The 16,327-nt window shown below is 69.6% G+C and carries 16 protein-coding genes; 12 read left to right on the top strand and 4 right to left on the bottom strand.

From position 1 onward, the window contains the following. The first annotated feature begins 34 nt into the window (after positions 1–34). Complete coding sequence (locus A5758_RS02875; RefSeq protein WP_067212698.1) at positions 35–595, top strand: NTP transferase domain-containing protein; 561 nt, start codon at positions 35–37, stop codon at positions 593–595. Here the strand turns inward: A5758_RS02875 and A5758_RS02880 are convergent. After that, positions 592–2,040, bottom strand: coding sequence for an amino acid permease (locus A5758_RS02880; protein WP_067212851.1), 1,449 nt, complete (start codon positions 2,038–2,040; stop codon positions 592–594). The two genes, A5758_RS02875 and A5758_RS02880, sit on opposite strands and share 4 nt — an antisense overlap. Positions 2,041–2,339: 299 nt before the next feature. On the opposite strand from A5758_RS02880, the gene dnaK reads away from it, so the two are divergent. From dnaK to A5758_RS02900, 4 genes are read left to right on the top strand one after another with little or no spacing between them, the layout of a single operon-like run. Beyond that, positions 2,340–4,199 carry a molecular chaperone DnaK gene (gene dnaK / locus A5758_RS02885; protein ID WP_067212701.1) on the top strand — a complete coding sequence of 620 codons (1,860 nt, stop codon included), beginning with the start codon at positions 2,340–2,342 and terminating at the stop codon, positions 4,197–4,199. Then, a complete protein-coding gene (gene grpE / locus A5758_RS02890; RefSeq protein ID WP_067736216.1) occupies positions 4,196–4,828 on the top strand; it encodes a nucleotide exchange factor GrpE in 633 nt (210 codons plus the stop codon). Before dnaK ends, grpE begins: the two co-directional genes overlap by 4 nt. 53 nt (positions 4,829–4,881) lie before the next feature. After that, entirely contained in the window at positions 4,882–6,060 is a 1,179-nt protein-coding gene (gene dnaJ, locus A5758_RS02895) for a molecular chaperone DnaJ (protein ID WP_067212708.1), read from the top strand. After that, positions 6,060–6,446 (top strand): heat shock protein transcriptional repressor HspR, encoded by a 387-nt coding sequence (locus A5758_RS02900; RefSeq protein WP_067736219.1) that lies wholly within the window; start codon positions 6,060–6,062, stop codon positions 6,444–6,446. The genes dnaJ and A5758_RS02900 overlap by 1 nt, the downstream gene beginning before the upstream one ends. On the opposite strand, the gene A5758_RS02905 is transcribed toward A5758_RS02900, so the two are convergent. Together A5758_RS02905 and A5758_RS02910 are read right to left on the bottom strand one after the other, a co-directional pair. Then, on the bottom strand, positions 6,447–7,349 hold the full coding sequence (locus tag A5758_RS02905; RefSeq protein ID WP_067736222.1) for an aldose 1-epimerase: 903 nt from the start codon (positions 7,347–7,349) through the stop codon (positions 6,447–6,449). A gap of 2 nt (positions 7,350–7,351) precedes the next feature. Continuing rightward, complete coding sequence (locus A5758_RS02910; RefSeq protein WP_067736225.1) at positions 7,352–8,524, bottom strand: FAD-binding oxidoreductase; 1,173 nt, start codon at positions 8,522–8,524, stop codon at positions 7,352–7,354. A 69-nt stretch (positions 8,525–8,593) separates the two neighbouring features. On the opposite strand from A5758_RS02910, the gene A5758_RS02915 reads away from it, so the two are divergent. Further along, on the top strand, positions 8,594–9,247 hold the full coding sequence (locus A5758_RS02915; protein ID WP_082939551.1) for a TetR family transcriptional regulator: 654 nt from the start codon (positions 8,594–8,596) through the stop codon (positions 9,245–9,247). Between the two features lie 5 nt (positions 9,248–9,252). On the opposite strand, the gene A5758_RS02920 is transcribed toward A5758_RS02915, so the two are convergent. After that, a complete protein-coding gene (locus tag A5758_RS02920) occupies positions 9,253–9,678 on the bottom strand; it encodes a DUF3060 domain-containing protein (protein ID WP_067736229.1) in 426 nt (141 codons plus the stop codon). Positions 9,679–9,803: 125 nt separating this feature from the next. Here A5758_RS02920 and clpB point away from each other — a divergent pair, with 125 nt between their 5' ends. The 6 genes from clpB to A5758_RS02950 all read left to right on the top strand — a co-directional run bounded on the left by clpB (position 9,804) and on the right by A5758_RS02950 (position 16,277). Beyond that, a complete protein-coding gene (clpB, locus tag A5758_RS02925) occupies positions 9,804–12,350 on the top strand; it encodes an ATP-dependent chaperone ClpB (protein ID WP_067736232.1) in 2,547 nt (848 codons plus the stop codon). 158 nt (positions 12,351–12,508) lie between these two features. Then, a complete protein-coding gene (gene ttfA / locus A5758_RS02930) occupies positions 12,509–13,369 on the top strand; it encodes a trehalose monomycolate transport factor TtfA (RefSeq protein ID WP_067736236.1) in 861 nt (286 codons plus the stop codon). A gap of 54 nt (positions 13,370–13,423) precedes the next feature. Beyond that, positions 13,424–14,197, top strand: coding sequence for an SDR family oxidoreductase (locus A5758_RS02935; protein WP_067736395.1), 774 nt, complete (start codon positions 13,424–13,426; stop codon positions 14,195–14,197). Next, complete coding sequence (gene pyrE / locus A5758_RS02940) at positions 14,184–14,726, top strand: orotate phosphoribosyltransferase (protein WP_067736398.1); 543 nt, start codon at positions 14,184–14,186, stop codon at positions 14,724–14,726. The genes A5758_RS02935 and pyrE overlap by 14 nt, the downstream gene beginning before the upstream one ends. 1 nt (position 14,727) lies before the next feature. Then, positions 14,728–15,636, top strand: coding sequence for a hypothetical protein (locus A5758_RS02945; protein WP_067736239.1), 909 nt, complete (start codon positions 14,728–14,730; stop codon positions 15,634–15,636). Then, complete coding sequence (locus tag A5758_RS02950; protein WP_067736403.1) at positions 15,633–16,277, top strand: RNA methyltransferase; 645 nt, start codon at positions 15,633–15,635, stop codon at positions 16,275–16,277. Before A5758_RS02945 ends, A5758_RS02950 begins: the two co-directional genes overlap by 4 nt. Positions 16,278–16,327 lie beyond the last annotated feature (50 nt).

Below are 16,327 nucleotides of genomic sequence, written 5' to 3' on the forward strand. Positions count from 1 at the left end.
CGCTTTGGGAGAAGTGCAATGTCATCATAGGAGAGTGGGGTTACCGGAGTCGACCTCTCCACCACACAGCGTCGGAGTCGTGCTGGCCGCGGGCGCGGGGCGGCGCTACGGCAAGCCGAAGGTGCTGGTCGAGGGCTGGCTGCAGACCGCGGTCGACGCCTTGCGCGCCGGGGGCTGCGCCGACGTCGTCGTCGTGCTGGGCGCCGCGCAGGTCCCCGCCCCGGCCGGGGCTGTCGCGGTCACCGCGTCGCGGTGGGAAGACGGGTTGAGCGCCTCGGTGCGCACCGGCCTGGAGTGGGCCGGCCGGATGGGCGCGGATTACGCCGTGCTGCACGTTGTCGACACCCCCGACGTCGGCTCCGCCGTGGTGGCGCGGGTGCTCGGCCGCGCGATCGCGTCCCCCAGCGGGCTGGCGCGCGCCCTGTTCGGTGATCGCCCGGGCCATCCGGTGGTGATCGCGCGCCGGCACTGGCCTCAGGTGCTGTCGAACATCTCCGGTGATCGCGGCGCCGGGGCGTACCTGCGCACCCGGCACGACGTCGAGGTCGTCGACTGCGCGAGCCTCGCCGGCGGTCAGGACATCGACGAGCCTTAGGCCGCCGGGGATGGGTCGGCGGCCGGCAGCGCGGCGTCTTGGGCTGCGGCGTGCACCCGGTGGCGGACCAGGTACCAGCCGCCGATCAGCCCCGGGATCCCGACGGCCATTGCGCCGAGCAACCACGGGCCTTGGACCTTGTCCAACAACATCAGGACCAGCACGCCGGCCAGGAAGGCCAGGGTCAGGTATCCGCTGTAGGGCGCCAGCGGCATCCGGAAGTGCGGCCGCTCCAGCGTCCCGGCGCGGGACAGCCGGTAGAACCGCAGCTGGCTCGCCACGATGGTCCCCCAGGCCACCACAACCCCCACGGCGGCGATGTGGAGCACGATTTCGAACGCCTGGCTCGGTTTGAGGGCGTTGAGCACGATGCCCAGGAGGCCGACAACGGCGGTGAGCAGGATTCCGCCGTAGGGCACGCCGTTCTTCGTCATGGGTGCGGTGAACTTCGGGCCGCTGCCGTTGATCGCCATCGACCGCAGGATGCGGCCGGTGGAGTACAGCCCGGCATTCAGGCTGGACAGCGCCGCGGTGAGAACGACAAGGTTCATCACGCTGCCCGCCCCGCCGAACCCGACCTTCGAGAAGAACGTGACGAACGGGCTCACGTGGTCCCGGTAGGCGGTGTGTGGCAGCAGCAGCGCCAGCAGGACCGTCGACCCGATATAGAAGATGGCGATGCGAAATACCACCGAGTTGATCGCGCGCGGCATGATCTTGTGCGGGTTCGCGGTCTCGCCGGCCGCGATGCCGACGAGTTCGACGGCGGCGTAGGCGAAGACCACCCCCGAGGTGACGAGCACCAGGGGCAGCAGGCCGGCCGGCAGGAGGCCGCCATGGCTGTCCCACAGCGCCACGCCGGGGTCGTGACCGTCGACCTTGAAGCGGCCGACCAGGAAGACGGCGCCAACGACCAGGAACGTCACCAGCGCGAGCACCTTGATCAGCGAGGCCCAGAATTCCAGCTCGCCGAACAGCCTGACCGAGATCAGGTTCATCGCCAGCACCATGACCAACGCGATCAACGCCAGCGTCCACTGCGGGACGGCCTGAAACGCCGTCCAGTAGTGGCAGTAGTGCGCGATCGCGGTGGTGTCCACGATCCCGGTCATCGCCCAGTTGACGAAGTACAGCCAGCCCGCAGCGTAAGCGGCCTTCTCGCCGAAGAATTCCCGGGCATAGGACACGAAGGATCCGGAGGACGGGCGGTACAGCACGAGCTCGCCGAGGGCGCGCAGGATCAAGAACACGAAGATGCCGCAGATCCCGTACACCAGGAACAGGCCCGGCCCCGCCGACGCGAGCCTTCCGCCGGCGCCGAGGAAAAGACCCGTTCCGATGGCCCCGCCCAGGCCGATCATCTGTACCTGGCGGTTCGTGAGCCCCTTGTGGTAGCCCGCGTCTTCGCGGGTGAGCCGCGCGGCGGCGCTGTCTAGCGGTGCCATCAAGCTCCTGCCGGGGGTGGCTCCAAGGAAGCTCAGGTTAACCCATCGGCGGGCCGGCGGGCTCGCTGAGCGGCTGCCGCGGTTTCCGCCGCGGGGGCACGGCCAGCCAACGCCGTCGCGGCGCACTCTTTCGGCCCCCGGGAACAAGACGGCGGCGAGCGCCGTTAGCATGATCGACAAGTTGAGCGAACCAGACTCAATGCTGGGTTGACACCACGGTGTCGCCAAGAGCAGTCTTGAGCGGGGTTCACTCAGCATAGTGGCACCAAGAAGGCTCTACTCAATCAGGAGGAATCACTATGGCTCGTGCGGTCGGTATCGACCTCGGGACCACCAACTCCGTCGTCGCAGTTCTCGAGGGCGGTGACCCCGTCGTCGTCGCCAACTCCGAGGGCTCACGGACGACCCCGTCCATCGTCGCGTTCGCGCGCAACGGCGAGGTGCTCGTCGGCCAGCCCGCCAAGAACCAGGCGGTGACGAACGTCGACCGCACCATCCGTTCGGTCAAGCGGCACATGGGCACCGACTGGTCCATCGAGATCGACGACAAGAAATACACCGCGCAGGAGATCAGCGCGCGTGTGCTGATGAAGTTGAAGCGCGACGCGGAGGCGTACCTCGGTGAGGACATCACCGACGCCGTCATCACCGTGCCGGCGTACTTCAACGACGCCCAGCGCCAGGCGACCAAGGAAGCCGGCCAGATCGCCGGCCTGAACGTGCTGCGCATCGTCAACGAGCCCACCGCGGCCGCGCTGGCCTACGGCCTGGACAAGGGCGAGAAGGAACAGACCATCCTGGTCTTCGACCTGGGCGGCGGCACCTTCGACGTCTCGCTGCTCGAGATCGGCGAGGGCGTCGTCGAGGTCCGCGCCACCAGCGGTGACAACCACCTCGGTGGGGACGACTGGGACGACCGGGTCGTCGAATGGCTGGTCGACAAGTTCAAGGGCACCAGCGGCATCGACCTGACCAAGGACAAGATGGCGATGCAGCGGCTGCGTGAGGCCGCCGAGAAGGCCAAGATCGAGCTCTCGAGTTCGCAGAGCACCTCGATCAACCTGCCCTACATCACCGTCGACGCGGACAAGAACCCGCTGTTCCTCGACGAGCAGCTGACCCGTGCCGAATTCCAGCGCATCACACAGGATCTGCTGGACCGCACCCGTCAGCCGTTCCAGTCGGTGATCAAGGACGCCGGCATCTCGGTCTCCGAGATCGACCACGTGGTGCTGGTGGGTGGTTCCACCCGCATGCCCGCGGTGTCCGAGCTGGTCAAGGAGATGACCGGTGGCAAGGAGCCCAACAAGGGCGTCAACCCCGACGAAGTTGTAGCGGTGGGAGCGGCCCTTCAGGCGGGTGTGCTGAAGGGCGAGGTGAAAGATGTTCTGCTGCTTGACGTTACGCCGCTGAGCCTGGGCATCGAGACCAAGGGTGGCGTGATGACCAAGCTGATCGAGCGCAACACCACGATCCCCACCAAGCGGTCGGAGACCTTCACCACGGCCGACGACAACCAGCCGTCGGTGCAGATCCAGGTCTACCAGGGTGAGCGCGAAATCGCTTCGCACAACAAGCTGCTCGGCTCCTTCGAGCTGACCGGCATCCCGCCGGCTCCGCGCGGCGTCCCGCAGATCGAGGTCACCTTCGACATCGACGCCAACGGCATCGTGCACGTCACGGCCAAGGACAAGGGCACCGGCAAGGAGAACACGATCAAGATCCAGGAGGGCTCCGGCCTGTCCAAGGAGGAGATCGACCGGATGATCAAGGACGCCGAGGCGCACGCCGAGGAGGACCGCCAGCGTCGCGAGGAGGCCGACGTTCGCAACCAGGCCGAATCGCTGGTCTACCAGACGGAGAAGTTCGTCAAGGACCAGCGCGAAGCCGAGGGCGGGTCGAAGGTTCCCGAGGAGACGCTGTCCAAGGTCGACGGCGCCATCGCCGAGGCCAAGACGGCCCTGGGCGGCACCGACATCGCCGCGATCAAGGCGGCGATGGAGAAGCTGGGCCAGGAGTCCCAGGCGCTCGGACAGGCGATCTACGAGGCCACCCAGGCCGCGGGCGGCGCGGAGGCCGGTGCAGCCGGCGGACCGTCGGGCTCGGCTGACGACGTCGTGGACGCGGAGGTGGTCGACGATGACCGGGAGTCCAAGTGACGGACGGAGATCAGGAACCGGTGACGGTCACCGACAAGCGGCGGATCGACCCCGAAACGGGTGAGGTGCGGCAGGCCCCTCCCGGCCGAGAGCCGGGAGGGGGCACGTCCTCCGGGGAGTTTGCGGGCGAGAGCCCCGAGGAGGCCGGCAAGGCCGCCGAATTGCTGGGCGACCTGCAACGGGTTCAGGCCGACTTCGCCAACTACCGCAAGCGCGCGCTGCGCGACCAGCAGTCCGCGGCGGACCGAGCCAAGGCCGCCGTCGTCAGCCAATTGCTGGGCGTGCTCGATGATCTCGAGCGGGCGCGCAAGCACGGCGACCTGGAGTCCGGCCCGCTGAAGTCGGTGGCCGACAAGCTGGACGGTGCCCTGACCGGACTCGGTCTGGTGGCGTTCGGCGAGGAAGGCGAGGACTTCGACCCGGTGTTGCACGAAGCCGTGCAGCACGAGGGCGACGGCGGCGACGGCTCCAAGCCGGTGATCGGCACGGTCATGCGGCAGGGTTACAAGCTGGGCGAGCAGGTCCTGCGGCACGCTCTGGTCGGTGTCGTCGACACGGTGCCGGACGAGGGCGCCGCGGCGGCCGGGCCGTCCGAATCGGACGATAACCCCGGCGCATCCGGTGAATAGACCACAGAATCAGCACAACAACAGAACAGAAAGGTGGAAGGGGGTGACGCGACATGGCCCAGCGAGAATGGGTCGAAAAGGACTTCTATAAGGAGCTGGGCGTCTCCTCTGACGCCAGTCCCGAAGAGATCAAACGCGCTTACCGGAAGCTCGCGCGCGACCTGCATCCGGACGCCAACCCCGACAATCCCGCCGCCGGCGAGCGATTCAAGGCGGTGTCGGAAGCGCACAACGTGTTGTCGGATCCGGCGAAGCGCAAAGAGTACGACGAAACCCGCCGCCTGTTCGCGGGCGGCGGGTTCGGCGGCCGCCGGTTCGACACCGGTGGTTTCGGCGGCTTCGGTGCTGGCGGTGACGGCGCCGAGTTCAACCTCAACGACTTGTTCGACGCCGCCGGCCGAAGCGGTGGCGCCAACATCGGTGACCTGTTCGGCGGCTTGTTCGGGCGCGGCGCGAGCGCCCGTCCCAGCCGGCCGCGCCGCGGCAACGATTTGGAGACCGAGACGCAGCTGGATTTCGTCGAGGCCGCCAAGGGCGTGGCAATGCCGCTGCGGCTGACCAGCCCGGCGCCGTGCACGAATTGCCATGGCAGCGGCGCACGTCCGGGCACCAGCCCAAAGGTGTGCCCCACCTGCAACGGTTCCGGCGTGATCAACCGCAACCAGGGCGCGTTCGGCTTCTCCGAACCCTGCACCGATTGCCGGGGCAGCGGCTCGATCATCGAGCACCCCTGTGACGAGTGCAAGGGCACCGGGGTCACCACCCGCACCCGCACCATCAACGTGCGCATCCCGCCCGGCGTCGAGGACGGGCAGCGCATCAGGCTGCCGGGGCAGGGCGAGGCCGGGCTGCGCGGGGCCCCGTCGGGCGACCTGTACGTGACCGTACATGTGCGGCCGGACAAGGTATTTGGCCGCGACGGTGATGACCTCACCGTGACCGTCCCGGTGAGCTTCACCGAATTAGCCTTGGGCTCAACGATTTCGGTGCCCACGCTGGACGGCAAGGTGGGCGTCCGGGTACCCAAGGGGACCTCCGACGGCCGCATCCTGCGGGTGCGCGGGCGCGGTGTCCCCAAGCGCAGCGGCGGCAACGGGGACCTGCTCGTCACCGTGAAGGTCGCCGTGCCGCCGAACGTGGAGGGCGCCGCGGCCGAGGCGCTGGAGGCGTACGCGGCCGCCGAGCGTGCCAGCGGGTTTGACCCACGCGCGGGATGGGCAGGTAATCGCTGATGGCCAAGAATTCACGAGACGAGTCTCGGACGTTCCTGATCTCGGTCGCCGCCGAGCTGGCCGGCATGCACGCCCAGACCCTGCGTACCTACGATCGCCTCGGCCTGGTCAGCCCGCAACGCACTTCCGGTGGGGGACGGCGTTATTCGGAGCACGACGTCAACCTCCTGCGCGAGGTGCAGCGGCTGTCCCAGGACGAGGGGGTCAACCTCGCCGGCATCAAGCGCATCATCGAACTGACCAATCACGTCGAGGCGCTGCAGGTGCGCGTGCAGGAACTCACCGAGGAGCTGGCACAGCTGCGCGCCGGCCAGCGCCGCGATCTGGCGGTGGTGCCCAAGAGCACCGCCGTGGTGGTGTGGCAGCCGCGCAGAACACGCGGCTGATCAGACCCGGATCGAAAACTGGGTGACTGCGGGCTCACCCGGCCGCGCGCAGCGATAGCCGCCGCGGCGCAGCGCGTCGGTCGGCGCGGTCATCGGCTCGAAGCACACGATTCGTTTCGCGGGGTCGTCCCCGGTGGGCGCGAAGATCTGCGTCGCGGGATACCCACGCTCGAAGTGGACCTCCACGCGCCGCCCGCCACCCGAGACCGCGAACACCGCGCCGTCGGGCACCTGGTCGTAGGCGTCGTCAAAAGCCTTGTCCCCCAATGGCTCCGCGAGCGCCGCCTGGGGCTCGGATTCGCCGGTGGGCAGCCCGAGGTCGTCGAGCCGCAGATGCCGCAGCGGCGGCGTCTCGACCACCCACTCGGCGCGTGGCGCGCCGGGGATCTGCAGGTAGGGGTGAAAGCCGAAGCACAGCGGGACGGCGCGGGCGCCGCTGGCGGTCACCGTGGTGCGCACCGTCAGCGTCCGCTCGGCCAGCCGCACCGCCATCGTCAGCACATGCGGATACGGGAAGCTGGCCAGCAATTCTGGATCGGCGGCGAAATCCAACTCGGCGGTCAACTCGTTTGCCGACTCGGCGGTCACCCGCCAGCCCGGGTAGGCGGCCAGCACGCCGTGGATCGGCAACCCGTTCGGATCGGCACGGACCCGGTTTTCACCCGGTGTCAGCGTCGCCGTCGCGCCTTCGGCGGTATAGGTGTTCTCGCCCAACCGATTCGCCCAGGGATACAGGATCGGGATGCCCATCGTCTTGCCCGCCGTCACGTAGGCGTCCAGCCCGCGCCGTTGCCCGAGCAGCTCCACGCCGGCATCGCTCAGCGATGTGCCGATCATGCCCGCCTCGGGCACGAACTCCGCGGCCACCGGCGACGCCGGGTCGCGCAGGGTGACGACGCGCATGCTTACCTCCACAGTGGGTCGTGCTGAATATGTTCCGGCGGAGCGCCTTTGGCGATCAGGGCGGCCTTGGTGGCCTGCACCATCGACGGTCCGCCGCAGATCAGGATCTGCCGGTCGCCCCACCCGCCGTATCTGGTCACCACGTCGGGAAGCCGGCCGGTCTGCCGCACGTGCAGGCCGCGCGGCGGGGTGACGTCGGGATAGTCGGCGGCCCACGCCGGATCGGCGCTGTACTCCGACACCGGCGAGACCGACAGCCAGGGATTGTGGGACGCCACCTGCCACAGGGTGGGCAGGTCGTAGAGCTCGCAGCGATAGCGGGCGCCGAAGAACAGGTGCACCCGCGGGTTCACCGCGTACCGGCTCAGGTCCATGATCAGCGCCCGCAGCGGCGCCAGGCCGGTGCTACCGGCGACCATCAGCACGTCGCCGCCGTCCCGGTCGACCCGCATACCGCCGTGCGGACTGGACAGCCGCCACCGGTCGCCGGGCCGGGTCTCGTTGACGATGGCGGTGCTGACCAAGCCGCCGGGCACCACGCGGACGTGGAATTCGATGCCACCGCCGGGCTCCGCCGGGATGGCGGGCGACAGGTACCGCCAGCGGCGCGGGCACTGCGGGACGTGGACGTTGACGTACTGGCCGGCGTGATAGTCCATCGGGCGGTCGAGCTGCAGCCGGACCACCGCAAGGTCGCGGGAGACCCGCATGTGCTCGATGACCGTGCCGTCCCACCAGGCGGGTCCCTCCTCGGCGTCCGCGGCGCCGCGCATCACCCCGATGATCAGGTTGAGCGACTGGTCGGCCGCCTCGTCGACGGCGTCGGTCCAGGCATCGCCGAGGTGGGTCCGCAACGTCGACCACAACGCGCGACGCAACGTGTCGTAATGCTGGGGCAGCACACCGTATTTGCGGTGGTCCCGGCCGAGCTGAGCCAGGAAGGCGACCGGTTCCTGGGCGCGCTGGGCGACGAGTTCGCCGTACACCCAGTGCAGGGCGTGGGCGAAAGCGGTCCGCTGGCCGCCCATTTCGGGCGGGAACAGGTCGCGTACCGACACGTCGAGGCCGAACCAATGGGTGTAGAACCGGCGGACGAGTTCGTTGTCGGGGCCCGACTCCTCCTGCGCGAAGGCGTCGCGCAGTACCCGCAACGCGTCGGTGTCCTCGAGCCCCACGGGGCCCGATTCTAGGCTCGCCGCGCGCCGGGATATTTTCAACAATTAATGAAATGATACCGTCGTCGTATGCCGTCACCTGCTGCTTCCCCATCCGATGCGCGAAAGCGCAGGGGCCGCCGCCAGGGCGAGCCCGTGTCGAAGGATGTGGTGCTCCGCGCGGCCAAGCAGCGGTTCGCCGCTCAGGGCTACGAGAAGACGACGCTGCGTGAGATCGGCGAGGACGCCCACGTGGACGCCGCGATGGTGCTGTACCTGTTCGGGTCCAAGGCCGAGCTGTTCCGCGAGTCGATGCGGCTGGTCCTGGATGGCGGCGTGCTGGTCGCCGCGATGACCGGCGGCTCGCGCGGGGACATCGGCGCCCGGTTGGTGCGGGCCTACCTGCAGATCTGGGACGAGCCGGAGACCGGTCCGACCATGGTCGCCATGCTGCACTCGGCGATGCTGAATTCCGACGCGCACGAAGCCTTCCGCGATTTCATGCGTGGTTACGTGATGGCGGCCATCTCCGGCGTCCTGGGCGAGGGTCCGGACACCTTGCTGCGGGCCAACCTGGCCGGGACCAACCTGGTCGGCACCGCGTTGTTCCGCTATGTGATGAAGGTGGGCCCGCTGGCCGATCTCGGCACCGACGAGGTGGTCGCGCTGATCGGGCCCAGCGTGCAGCGCTATCTGACCGCGGACGCGGACGAGCTGGACCTGCCGGCCGGCTATCGCCCGTGACCGGCTCAGCCCTGTTTGACGGTGTTGGTCGCCCCGGTGTTGACGACGTTCGGTGAGCCCCAGTGGAAGGTGACCGCGTTGCCGGTCCCGGAGGTGCTCACCGCGTCGGTGCTGTCGACCGCGACGCGGTTGCCCTGGCCGGAGACGCTGACGCTGGTGCAGTGTCCGGTGACGATGACGGTGTTGGTCTGGCCGCTGACTGAGAGGTAGCCGCCCTGGCAGCGGATGGTCTTCGATGTGCCGGCTCCGTTGACCTGCAACGTGCCTGACTCCGGGACGGTCGCCGACGGTCCGGCGCCGCCGAGGTCGGTGCGGAACCCGGCTAAGGCGAGTCCCGCCAGCGACAGGGCGCCGACCACGATGGCCAGCCTGAGGGCGCCGCGGACGCGGCCCGCGTCCGCCCGATCCTGGTGTGGTTCGGTCTGCGTCATCGCCAGGTGGGTACCCCGCGCGCCATATTGCCCAAAACTCGTTAGAGTTGAGCGGAACACACTCAACCTTGACGGCGTTGAACAACGCGACAAGCATTTTCCCTACTTACGCGAACGGAGGCGTCGTGGACTCTTTCAACCCGACAACCAAGACGCAGGCGGCTCTGACCTCGGCGCTCCAGGCGGCCTCGGCCGCCGGTAACCCCGAGATCCGCCCCGCGCACCTGCTGATGGCCCTGCTCACGCAGGCCGACGGCATCGCGGGACCGCTGTTGGAGGCTGTCGGCGTCCAGCCCGCGACCATTCGTACCGAGGCCGAGCACCTGGTCGAACGGCTGCCGCAGACCAGCGGCGCCAGCTCGCAGCCCCAACTGTCGCGCGAATCGCTGGCCGCCATCACCACCGCCCAGCAACTGGCCACCGAGATGGACGACGAGTACGTCTCGACCGAGCACCTGCTGGTCGGTCTGGCCACCGGTGACTCCGACGTCGCCAAGCTGCTGACCGGCCACGGCGCGTCGCCGCAGGCCCTGCGCGACGGCTTCGTCAAGGTCCGCGGCAGCGCCCGCGTCACCAGCCCCGAGCCCGAGGCCACCTATCAGGCGCTGGAGAAGTACTCGACCGACCTGACCGCCCGCGCCCGCGAAGGCAAGCTCGACCCGGTCATCGGGCGGGACAACGAGATCCGCCGCGTCGTGCAGGTGCTGTCGCGGCGCACCAAGAACAACCCGGTGCTGATCGGTGAGCCCGGCGTCGGCAAGACCGCGATCGTGGAGGGCCTGGCCCAGCGGATCGTGGCCGGCGACGTGCCCGAGAGCCTGCGCGACAAGACCGTCATCAGCCTGGACATGGGCTCGATGGTGGCCGGCGCCAAGTACCGCGGCGAGTTCGAGGAGCGGCTGAAGGCCGTCCTCGACGACATCAAGAACTCCGCCGGGCAGATCATTACCTTCATCGACGAGCTGCACACGATCGTCGGGGCCGGCGCGACCGGCGAGGGCGCGATGGACGCCGGCAACATGATCAAGCCGATGCTGGCCCGCGGCGAGCTGCGGCTGGTCGGCGCCACCACGCTCGACGAGTACCGCAAGTACATCGAGAAGGACGCCGCGCTGGAGCGGCGCTTCCAGCAGGTGCTGGTCGGCGAGCCGTCGGTGGAGGACACCGTCGGCATCCTGCGCGGGCTCAAGGACCGCTACGAGGTGCACCACGGTGTGCGCATCACCGACTCGGCCCTGGTCGCCGCGGCCACGCTGTCCGACCGCTACATCACCGCCCGCTTCCTGCCGGACAAGGCCATCGACCTGGTCGACGAGGCCGCTTCGCGCTTGAAGATGGAGATCGACTCGCGGCCCGTCGAGATCGACGAGGTCGAGCGCCTGGTGCGCCGTCTCGAGATCGAGGAGATGGCGCTGGCCAAGGAGGAGGACGACGCGTCCAAGGAGCGGCTGGAGAAGCTGCGCTCCGAGCTGGCCGACCAGAAGGAGAAGCTGGCCGAGCTGACCACCCGCTGGCAGAACGAGAAGAGCGCGATCGATGTCGTCCGGGAACTCAAGGAGCAACTCGACGTCCTGCGCGGGGAGTCCGAGCGGGCCGAGCGCGACGGCGACCTGGCCAAGGCCGCCGAGCTGCGCTACGGGCGCATCCCCGAGCTCGAGAAGAAGCTCGACGTCGCCCTGCCGCACGCCGAGGCCCGTGAGAACGTGATGCTCAAGGAGGAGGTCGGACCCGACGACATCGCCGACGTGGTGTCGGCGTGGACCGGCATTCCCGCCGGGCGGATGCTCGAAGGCGAGACCGCCAAGCTGCTGCGGATGGAGGACGAGCTGGGCAAGCGCGTCATCGGCCAGAAGCGGGCGGTGACGGCGGTTTCCGACGCCGTGCGCCGCAGCCGGGCCGGCGTCGCCGACCCCAACCGGCCGACCGGTTCGTTCATGTTCCTCGGGCCGACCGGTGTCGGTAAGACCGAGCTGGCCAAGGCGCTGGCGGAGTTCCTGTTCGACGATGAACGCGCGATGGTCCGCATCGACATGAGTGAGTACGGCGAGAAGCACTCGGTCGCCCGGCTGGTCGGCGCCCCGCCCGGCTACATCGGCTACGACCAGGGCGGTCAGCTGACGGAGGCGGTGCGGCGGCGGCCGTACACGGTGATCCTGTTCGACGAGATCGAGAAGGCGCACCCGGACGTGTTCGACGTGCTGCTGCAGGTGCTAGACGAGGGCCGGCTCACCGACGGACAGGGCCGCACGGTCGACTTCCGCAACACCATCCTGATCCTGACGTCCAACCTCGGGTCGGGCGGCAGCGAGGAGCAGGTGATGGCCGCGGTGCGCTCGGCGTTCAAGCCGGAGTTCATCAACCGGCTCGACGACGTGATCATCTTCCACGGCCTCGAGCCCGGCGAGCTGGTGTCGATCGTCGACATCCAGCTGGCCCAGCTGCAGAAGCGGCTGGCGCAGCGCCGCCTCACGCTGGAGGTGTCGCTGCCGGCCAAGCAGTGGCTGGCCCAGCGCGGGTTCGACCCGGTCTACGGCGCCCGGCCGCTGCGCCGGCTGGTGCAGCAGGCCATCGGCGACCAGCTGGCCAAGCTGTTGCTGGCCGGTGACGTGCACGATGGCGACACCGTTCCGGTGAACGTCAGCCCGGGCGGCGATTCGCTGATCCTGGGCTGAGGCGGAGTGGCGATCGCGAGCGCGGCGTAGCCGGGCGAAGCGGGTCGACACCATCGGCCGAGGGGGACCGTCCCACGCGCGGGGTGTTACGTCCTGTAATTGGGTTGTGACCAGCCGGACTTCTTTATTCCGGCGGAAATGCGGATACCCTGTGTGGGATGGTCCCCCTTTGGTTCACGCTGTCCGCGCTGTGCTTCGTCGGCGCGGGGGTGTTGCTGTACGTCGACCTCGATCGACGCCGCGGGCGCAGCAGGCGCCGCAGGTCGTGGGCGCGGTCGCACGGGTTCGACTACGAGCGTGAATCCGCCGACATCCTCAAGCGCTGGAAGCGCGGTGTGGTCTCGACAGTGGGCGACATCGCCGCCGAGAACGTGGTGCTGGGCCAGATCCGCGGCGAGGCCGTGTACATCTTCGACCTCGAGGAAGTTGCCACCGTGATCGCGCTGCACCGCAAGGTGGGCACCAACGTCGTGGTGGACCTGCGGCTCAAGGGACTCAAAGAGCCACGGGAGAGCGACATTTGGCTGCTGGGTGCGATCGGCCCGCGGATGGTGTACTCCACCAACCTGGACGCCGCCCGCCGCGCCTGCGACCGCCGCATGGTCACCTTCGCGCACACCGCACCGGACTGCGCCGAGATCATGTGGAACGAGCAGAACTGGACGCTGGTCGCCCTGCCGATCACCAGCACCCGCACCCAGTGGGACGAGGGCCTGCGCACGGTGCGGCAGTTCAACGACCTGCTGCGGGTGTTGCCACCGCTGCCGGAGGAAACCCAGCAGGAGGCGGGCGCGCCCACGGGGCTGCGTAACGCGTCGCCGAGCCGCCCGCTGGCTCCCGCCGGCCGCGCGGAGCTGCCGCCCCGGCGCGCGCAGCAGGACGTCGCGGGGCTGCTGGGTGACGCTCCTGCTCGCCGGCCGGCCGAGCCGATCCGCCGGGAGCAGCGCGGCTCGGACGCCGTTCGCCGCCCGCCGCCGGCCGGGCGCAACGGCCACCAGGCCACCAACTATCAGCACTGACGGCGCGCCGGGCGCCGGGTGGGCGGCGCGGCCGCCGTCATTAGGATGTCGCTCATGCCTCGTCCTGTAGCCCTGATCACCGGGCCCACGTCCGGGATCGGCGCCGGCTTCGCGCGACGCTATGCGAGCGACGGCTACGACCTGGTCCTGGTCGCCCGCGACGTCGACCGGCTGCACGAACTGGCGCGCGAGCTGGAGGGCCGGGCCGGCAACGTCGAGGTGCTGCCCGCCGACCTGGCCGAGGCCGCCGGTCGCGACAAGGTCTGCGAACGCCTGGCCCAGGGCGTCCGCGTCCTGGTGAACAACGCGGGCTTCGGCACCTCGGGCGATTTCTGGGCCACCGACCCCGTGCTGCTGCAATCGCAGCTCGACGTCAACGTCACCGCGGTCATGCACCTCACCCGCGCGGCCCTGCCGGCCATGCTCGACGCGGGCGCCGGCACCGTCATCAACATCGCCAGCGTCGCCGGCCTGGTGCCGGGACGCGGATCGACCTACTCGGCGTCCAAGGCGTGGGTGATCTCGTTCAGCGAGGGCCTGTCCGTAGGCCTGCAGGGCACCGGCGTGGGAGTGCACGCCGTGTGTCCGGGCTACGTGCGCACGGAATTTCACGCCCGGGCCGGGATCGACATGGCCAAGTCGCCGTCGTTCATGTGGCTCGAGGTGGACGACGTGGTGAACCAGAGCCTGGCCGACATCGCCCGCGGCAAGGTGATCAGCATCCCCGGCCTGCAATACAAGGCGATCATCGCCGCGGAGCGGATGATCCCGCGGACGCTGATGCGGGCCGTGACCAAGCGGATCGGCGGTGGCCGTGGCCGGACCTGACCTGCGCGCGGAGCTGGCCGACCTGGTGTGCCGGCTGTCGGTGGTGCACGGCAAGGTGACGCTGTCGTCCGGCAAGGAGGCCGACTACTACGTCGACCTGCGCCGCGCGACCCTCCACCACCGGGCCTCCGCCCTGATCGGCACGCTGATGCGCGACCTCACCCACGACTGGGACTACGACGTGGTCGGCGGGCTGACTCTGGGCGCCGACCCGGTGGCCACTGCCGTCATGCACGCGCCGGGCCGCCCGATCGACGCGTTCGTGGTGCGCAAGTCCGCGAAAACCCATGGGCTGCAACGCCTTATCGAAGGATCCGAGGTCGCCGGTAAGCGGGTGCTGGTCGTCGAGGACACCAGCACGACGGGCGCGTCGGCGCTGACTGCGGTGCGCGCCGTCCAAGAGGCCGGCGGACACGTGGTCGGCGTGGCCACGGTCGTGGACCGCTCGACCGGCGCCGCCGAGGCCATCCAGGCAGAGGGCCTGCCGTATCGCAGCGTGCTGGGCCTTGCCGATCTGGGGCTGGGCTAGGTTGCATCGCCGTGCGCACCTCCTCGCGGTAGCGGCCTGCGCGCTGGCCCTGCTGACGGGCTGCTCGGGGTCCAGCCAACCGGTTCGCCCGTACGGCGCCCAGGGCGCGCGGCTCGGGGAGTCGCTTTCGCTGCTGGGCTGGAACATGGCGGTGTCGAACCTGCGCTGGGACGGCGACTACGTGCTCATCGACGTCGACGCCTCCGCGGCCGACCCGCACGCCCCGCGCGCCAAAGCCGACGACCTCCGGTTCGGCCTCTACGGCGCGCTGTCGCATCCGATCGAGTCGACCGGGCTGGGCAGCTGCGACCGCGGGACGGCCAAACTGCCCGACGTCCACTCGCCGCTGTCGGCGCCCGGTGACCGGCTGACCGGCACGGTTTGCCTTGGGCCACTGAAGGATCGGAGTCAGGTCCGCGGTGTGTACAGCTACTCGCCGCGCGACCGGATCCCGAACACCTCGGCGGCCTACCCGGCCGCCTTTCCGGTGGGGCTGATGCCCACCAACGCCAACGACACCGGCCTGGCGGTCAAGACCACCAGCCTGTCGGCCTGGCGCGCCGACGGCGCCCCGGTGACCAAGGCGCAGCTCGGCGACCCCGCGGCGTTCAACGGGAACGGCTACATGCTGCTGGGCCTGGAGGCCGACGGGCTGGCGGCCCGGTACCGCGACGACTCGGCCAAACGCGGAGGGCCGCTCATGCTGCTCGCGTCGCCGACCCTGCCCGGCGCCGGACTGAACCCGGCGTGCGCGGCGTACGGGTCGTCGGTGCTCGTCCTGCCCGACGCCTCGCTGGACGCGGTGCACGTCAGCGCGTCGCTGTGCACCCAGGGCGAGATCAACGAGGCGTTGCTCTACGCGACGGTGGCCGTCGACGGCACCCACGCCGCTGTGTGGACACCGCGATGACCGATCCGGGGCCGACCGAGTGGGGCGCACCGGCCGGCGGGGTCGGGCCCTGGGCGGGCGAGCCGCCCGACGACCCGCGGTATGACCCAGTCCTGTTGCGCGAGGGCGACACTCGCAACGTCGTCGACGCGTACCGGTACTGGACGCGGGAGGCGATCATCGCCGACATCGATCGGCGGCGGCACCCGCTGCACGTGGCGATCGAGAACTTCGGGTACGACGCCAACATCGGCTCGGTGGTGCGCACCGCCAACTCCTTCGCGGTGAACACCGTGCACATCGTGGGCCGGCGGCGCTGGAATCGCCGCGGCGCCATGGTGACCGACCGCTACCAGCGGCTGTGCCACCACGACAGCACCGCCGAACTGCTGGACTTCGCGGTGCGGGCCGGGCTGACGGTGGTCGCGGTGGACAACGTGCCGGGGGCGGCCCGTCTGGAGGAGGCCGCGCTGCCGCGGGAGTGCCTGCTGGTGTTCGGTCAGGAGGGGCCGGGCATCACCGACGACATCCGGGCGGGCGCGGCCGCGACGGTGTCGATCGCCCAGTTCGGCTCGACCCGCAGCATCAACGCCGGCGTGGCCGCCGGGATCGCGATGCACGCCTGGATTCGACAGCACGCGGACCTGTCCCGGGCCTGGTAGCGGCCATCCGCGTCGAGTGTGCGCTCAGGGCGGGCATTCTCGGCGTGCCG

This window comes from Mycobacterium sp. 852014-50255_SCH5639931, from assembly GCF_001665605.1.
In the GTDB taxonomy this organism is placed as follows: Bacteria; Actinomycetota; Actinomycetes; order Mycobacteriales; family Mycobacteriaceae; genus Mycobacterium; species Mycobacterium paraffinicum.

Bases quoted from the DNA above. Each gene is read 5' to 3' on its own strand.
- A5758_RS02880 (WP_067212851.1), bottom strand. From the start codon at position 2,040: ATGGCACCGCTAGACAGCGCCGCCGCGCGGCTCACCCGCGAAGACGCG.
- dnaK (WP_067212701.1), top strand. From the start codon at position 2,340: ATGGCTCGTGCGGTCGGTATCGACCTCGGGACCACCAACTCCGTCGTC.
- dnaJ (WP_067212708.1), top strand. From the start codon at position 4,882: ATGGCCCAGCGAGAATGGGTCGAAAAGGACTTCTATAAGGAGCTGGGC.
- A5758_RS02900 (WP_067736219.1), top strand. From the start codon at position 6,060: ATGGCCAAGAATTCACGAGACGAGTCTCGGACGTTCCTGATCTCGGTC.
- A5758_RS02905 (WP_067736222.1), bottom strand. From the start codon at position 7,349: ATGCGCGTCGTCACCCTGCGCGACCCGGCGTCGCCGGTGGCCGCGGAG.
- A5758_RS02915 (WP_082939551.1), top strand. From the start codon at position 8,594: ATGCCGTCACCTGCTGCTTCCCCATCCGATGCGCGAAAGCGCAGGGGC.
- A5758_RS02920 (WP_067736229.1), bottom strand. From the start codon at position 9,678: ATGACGCAGACCGAACCACACCAGGATCGGGCGGACGCGGGCCGCGTC.
- ttfA (WP_067736236.1), top strand. From the start codon at position 12,509: ATGGTCCCCCTTTGGTTCACGCTGTCCGCGCTGTGCTTCGTCGGCGCG.
- A5758_RS02935 (WP_067736395.1), top strand. From the start codon at position 13,424: ATGCCTCGTCCTGTAGCCCTGATCACCGGGCCCACGTCCGGGATCGGC.
- A5758_RS02950 (WP_067736403.1), top strand. From the start codon at position 15,633: ATGACCGATCCGGGGCCGACCGAGTGGGGCGCACCGGCCGGCGGGGTC.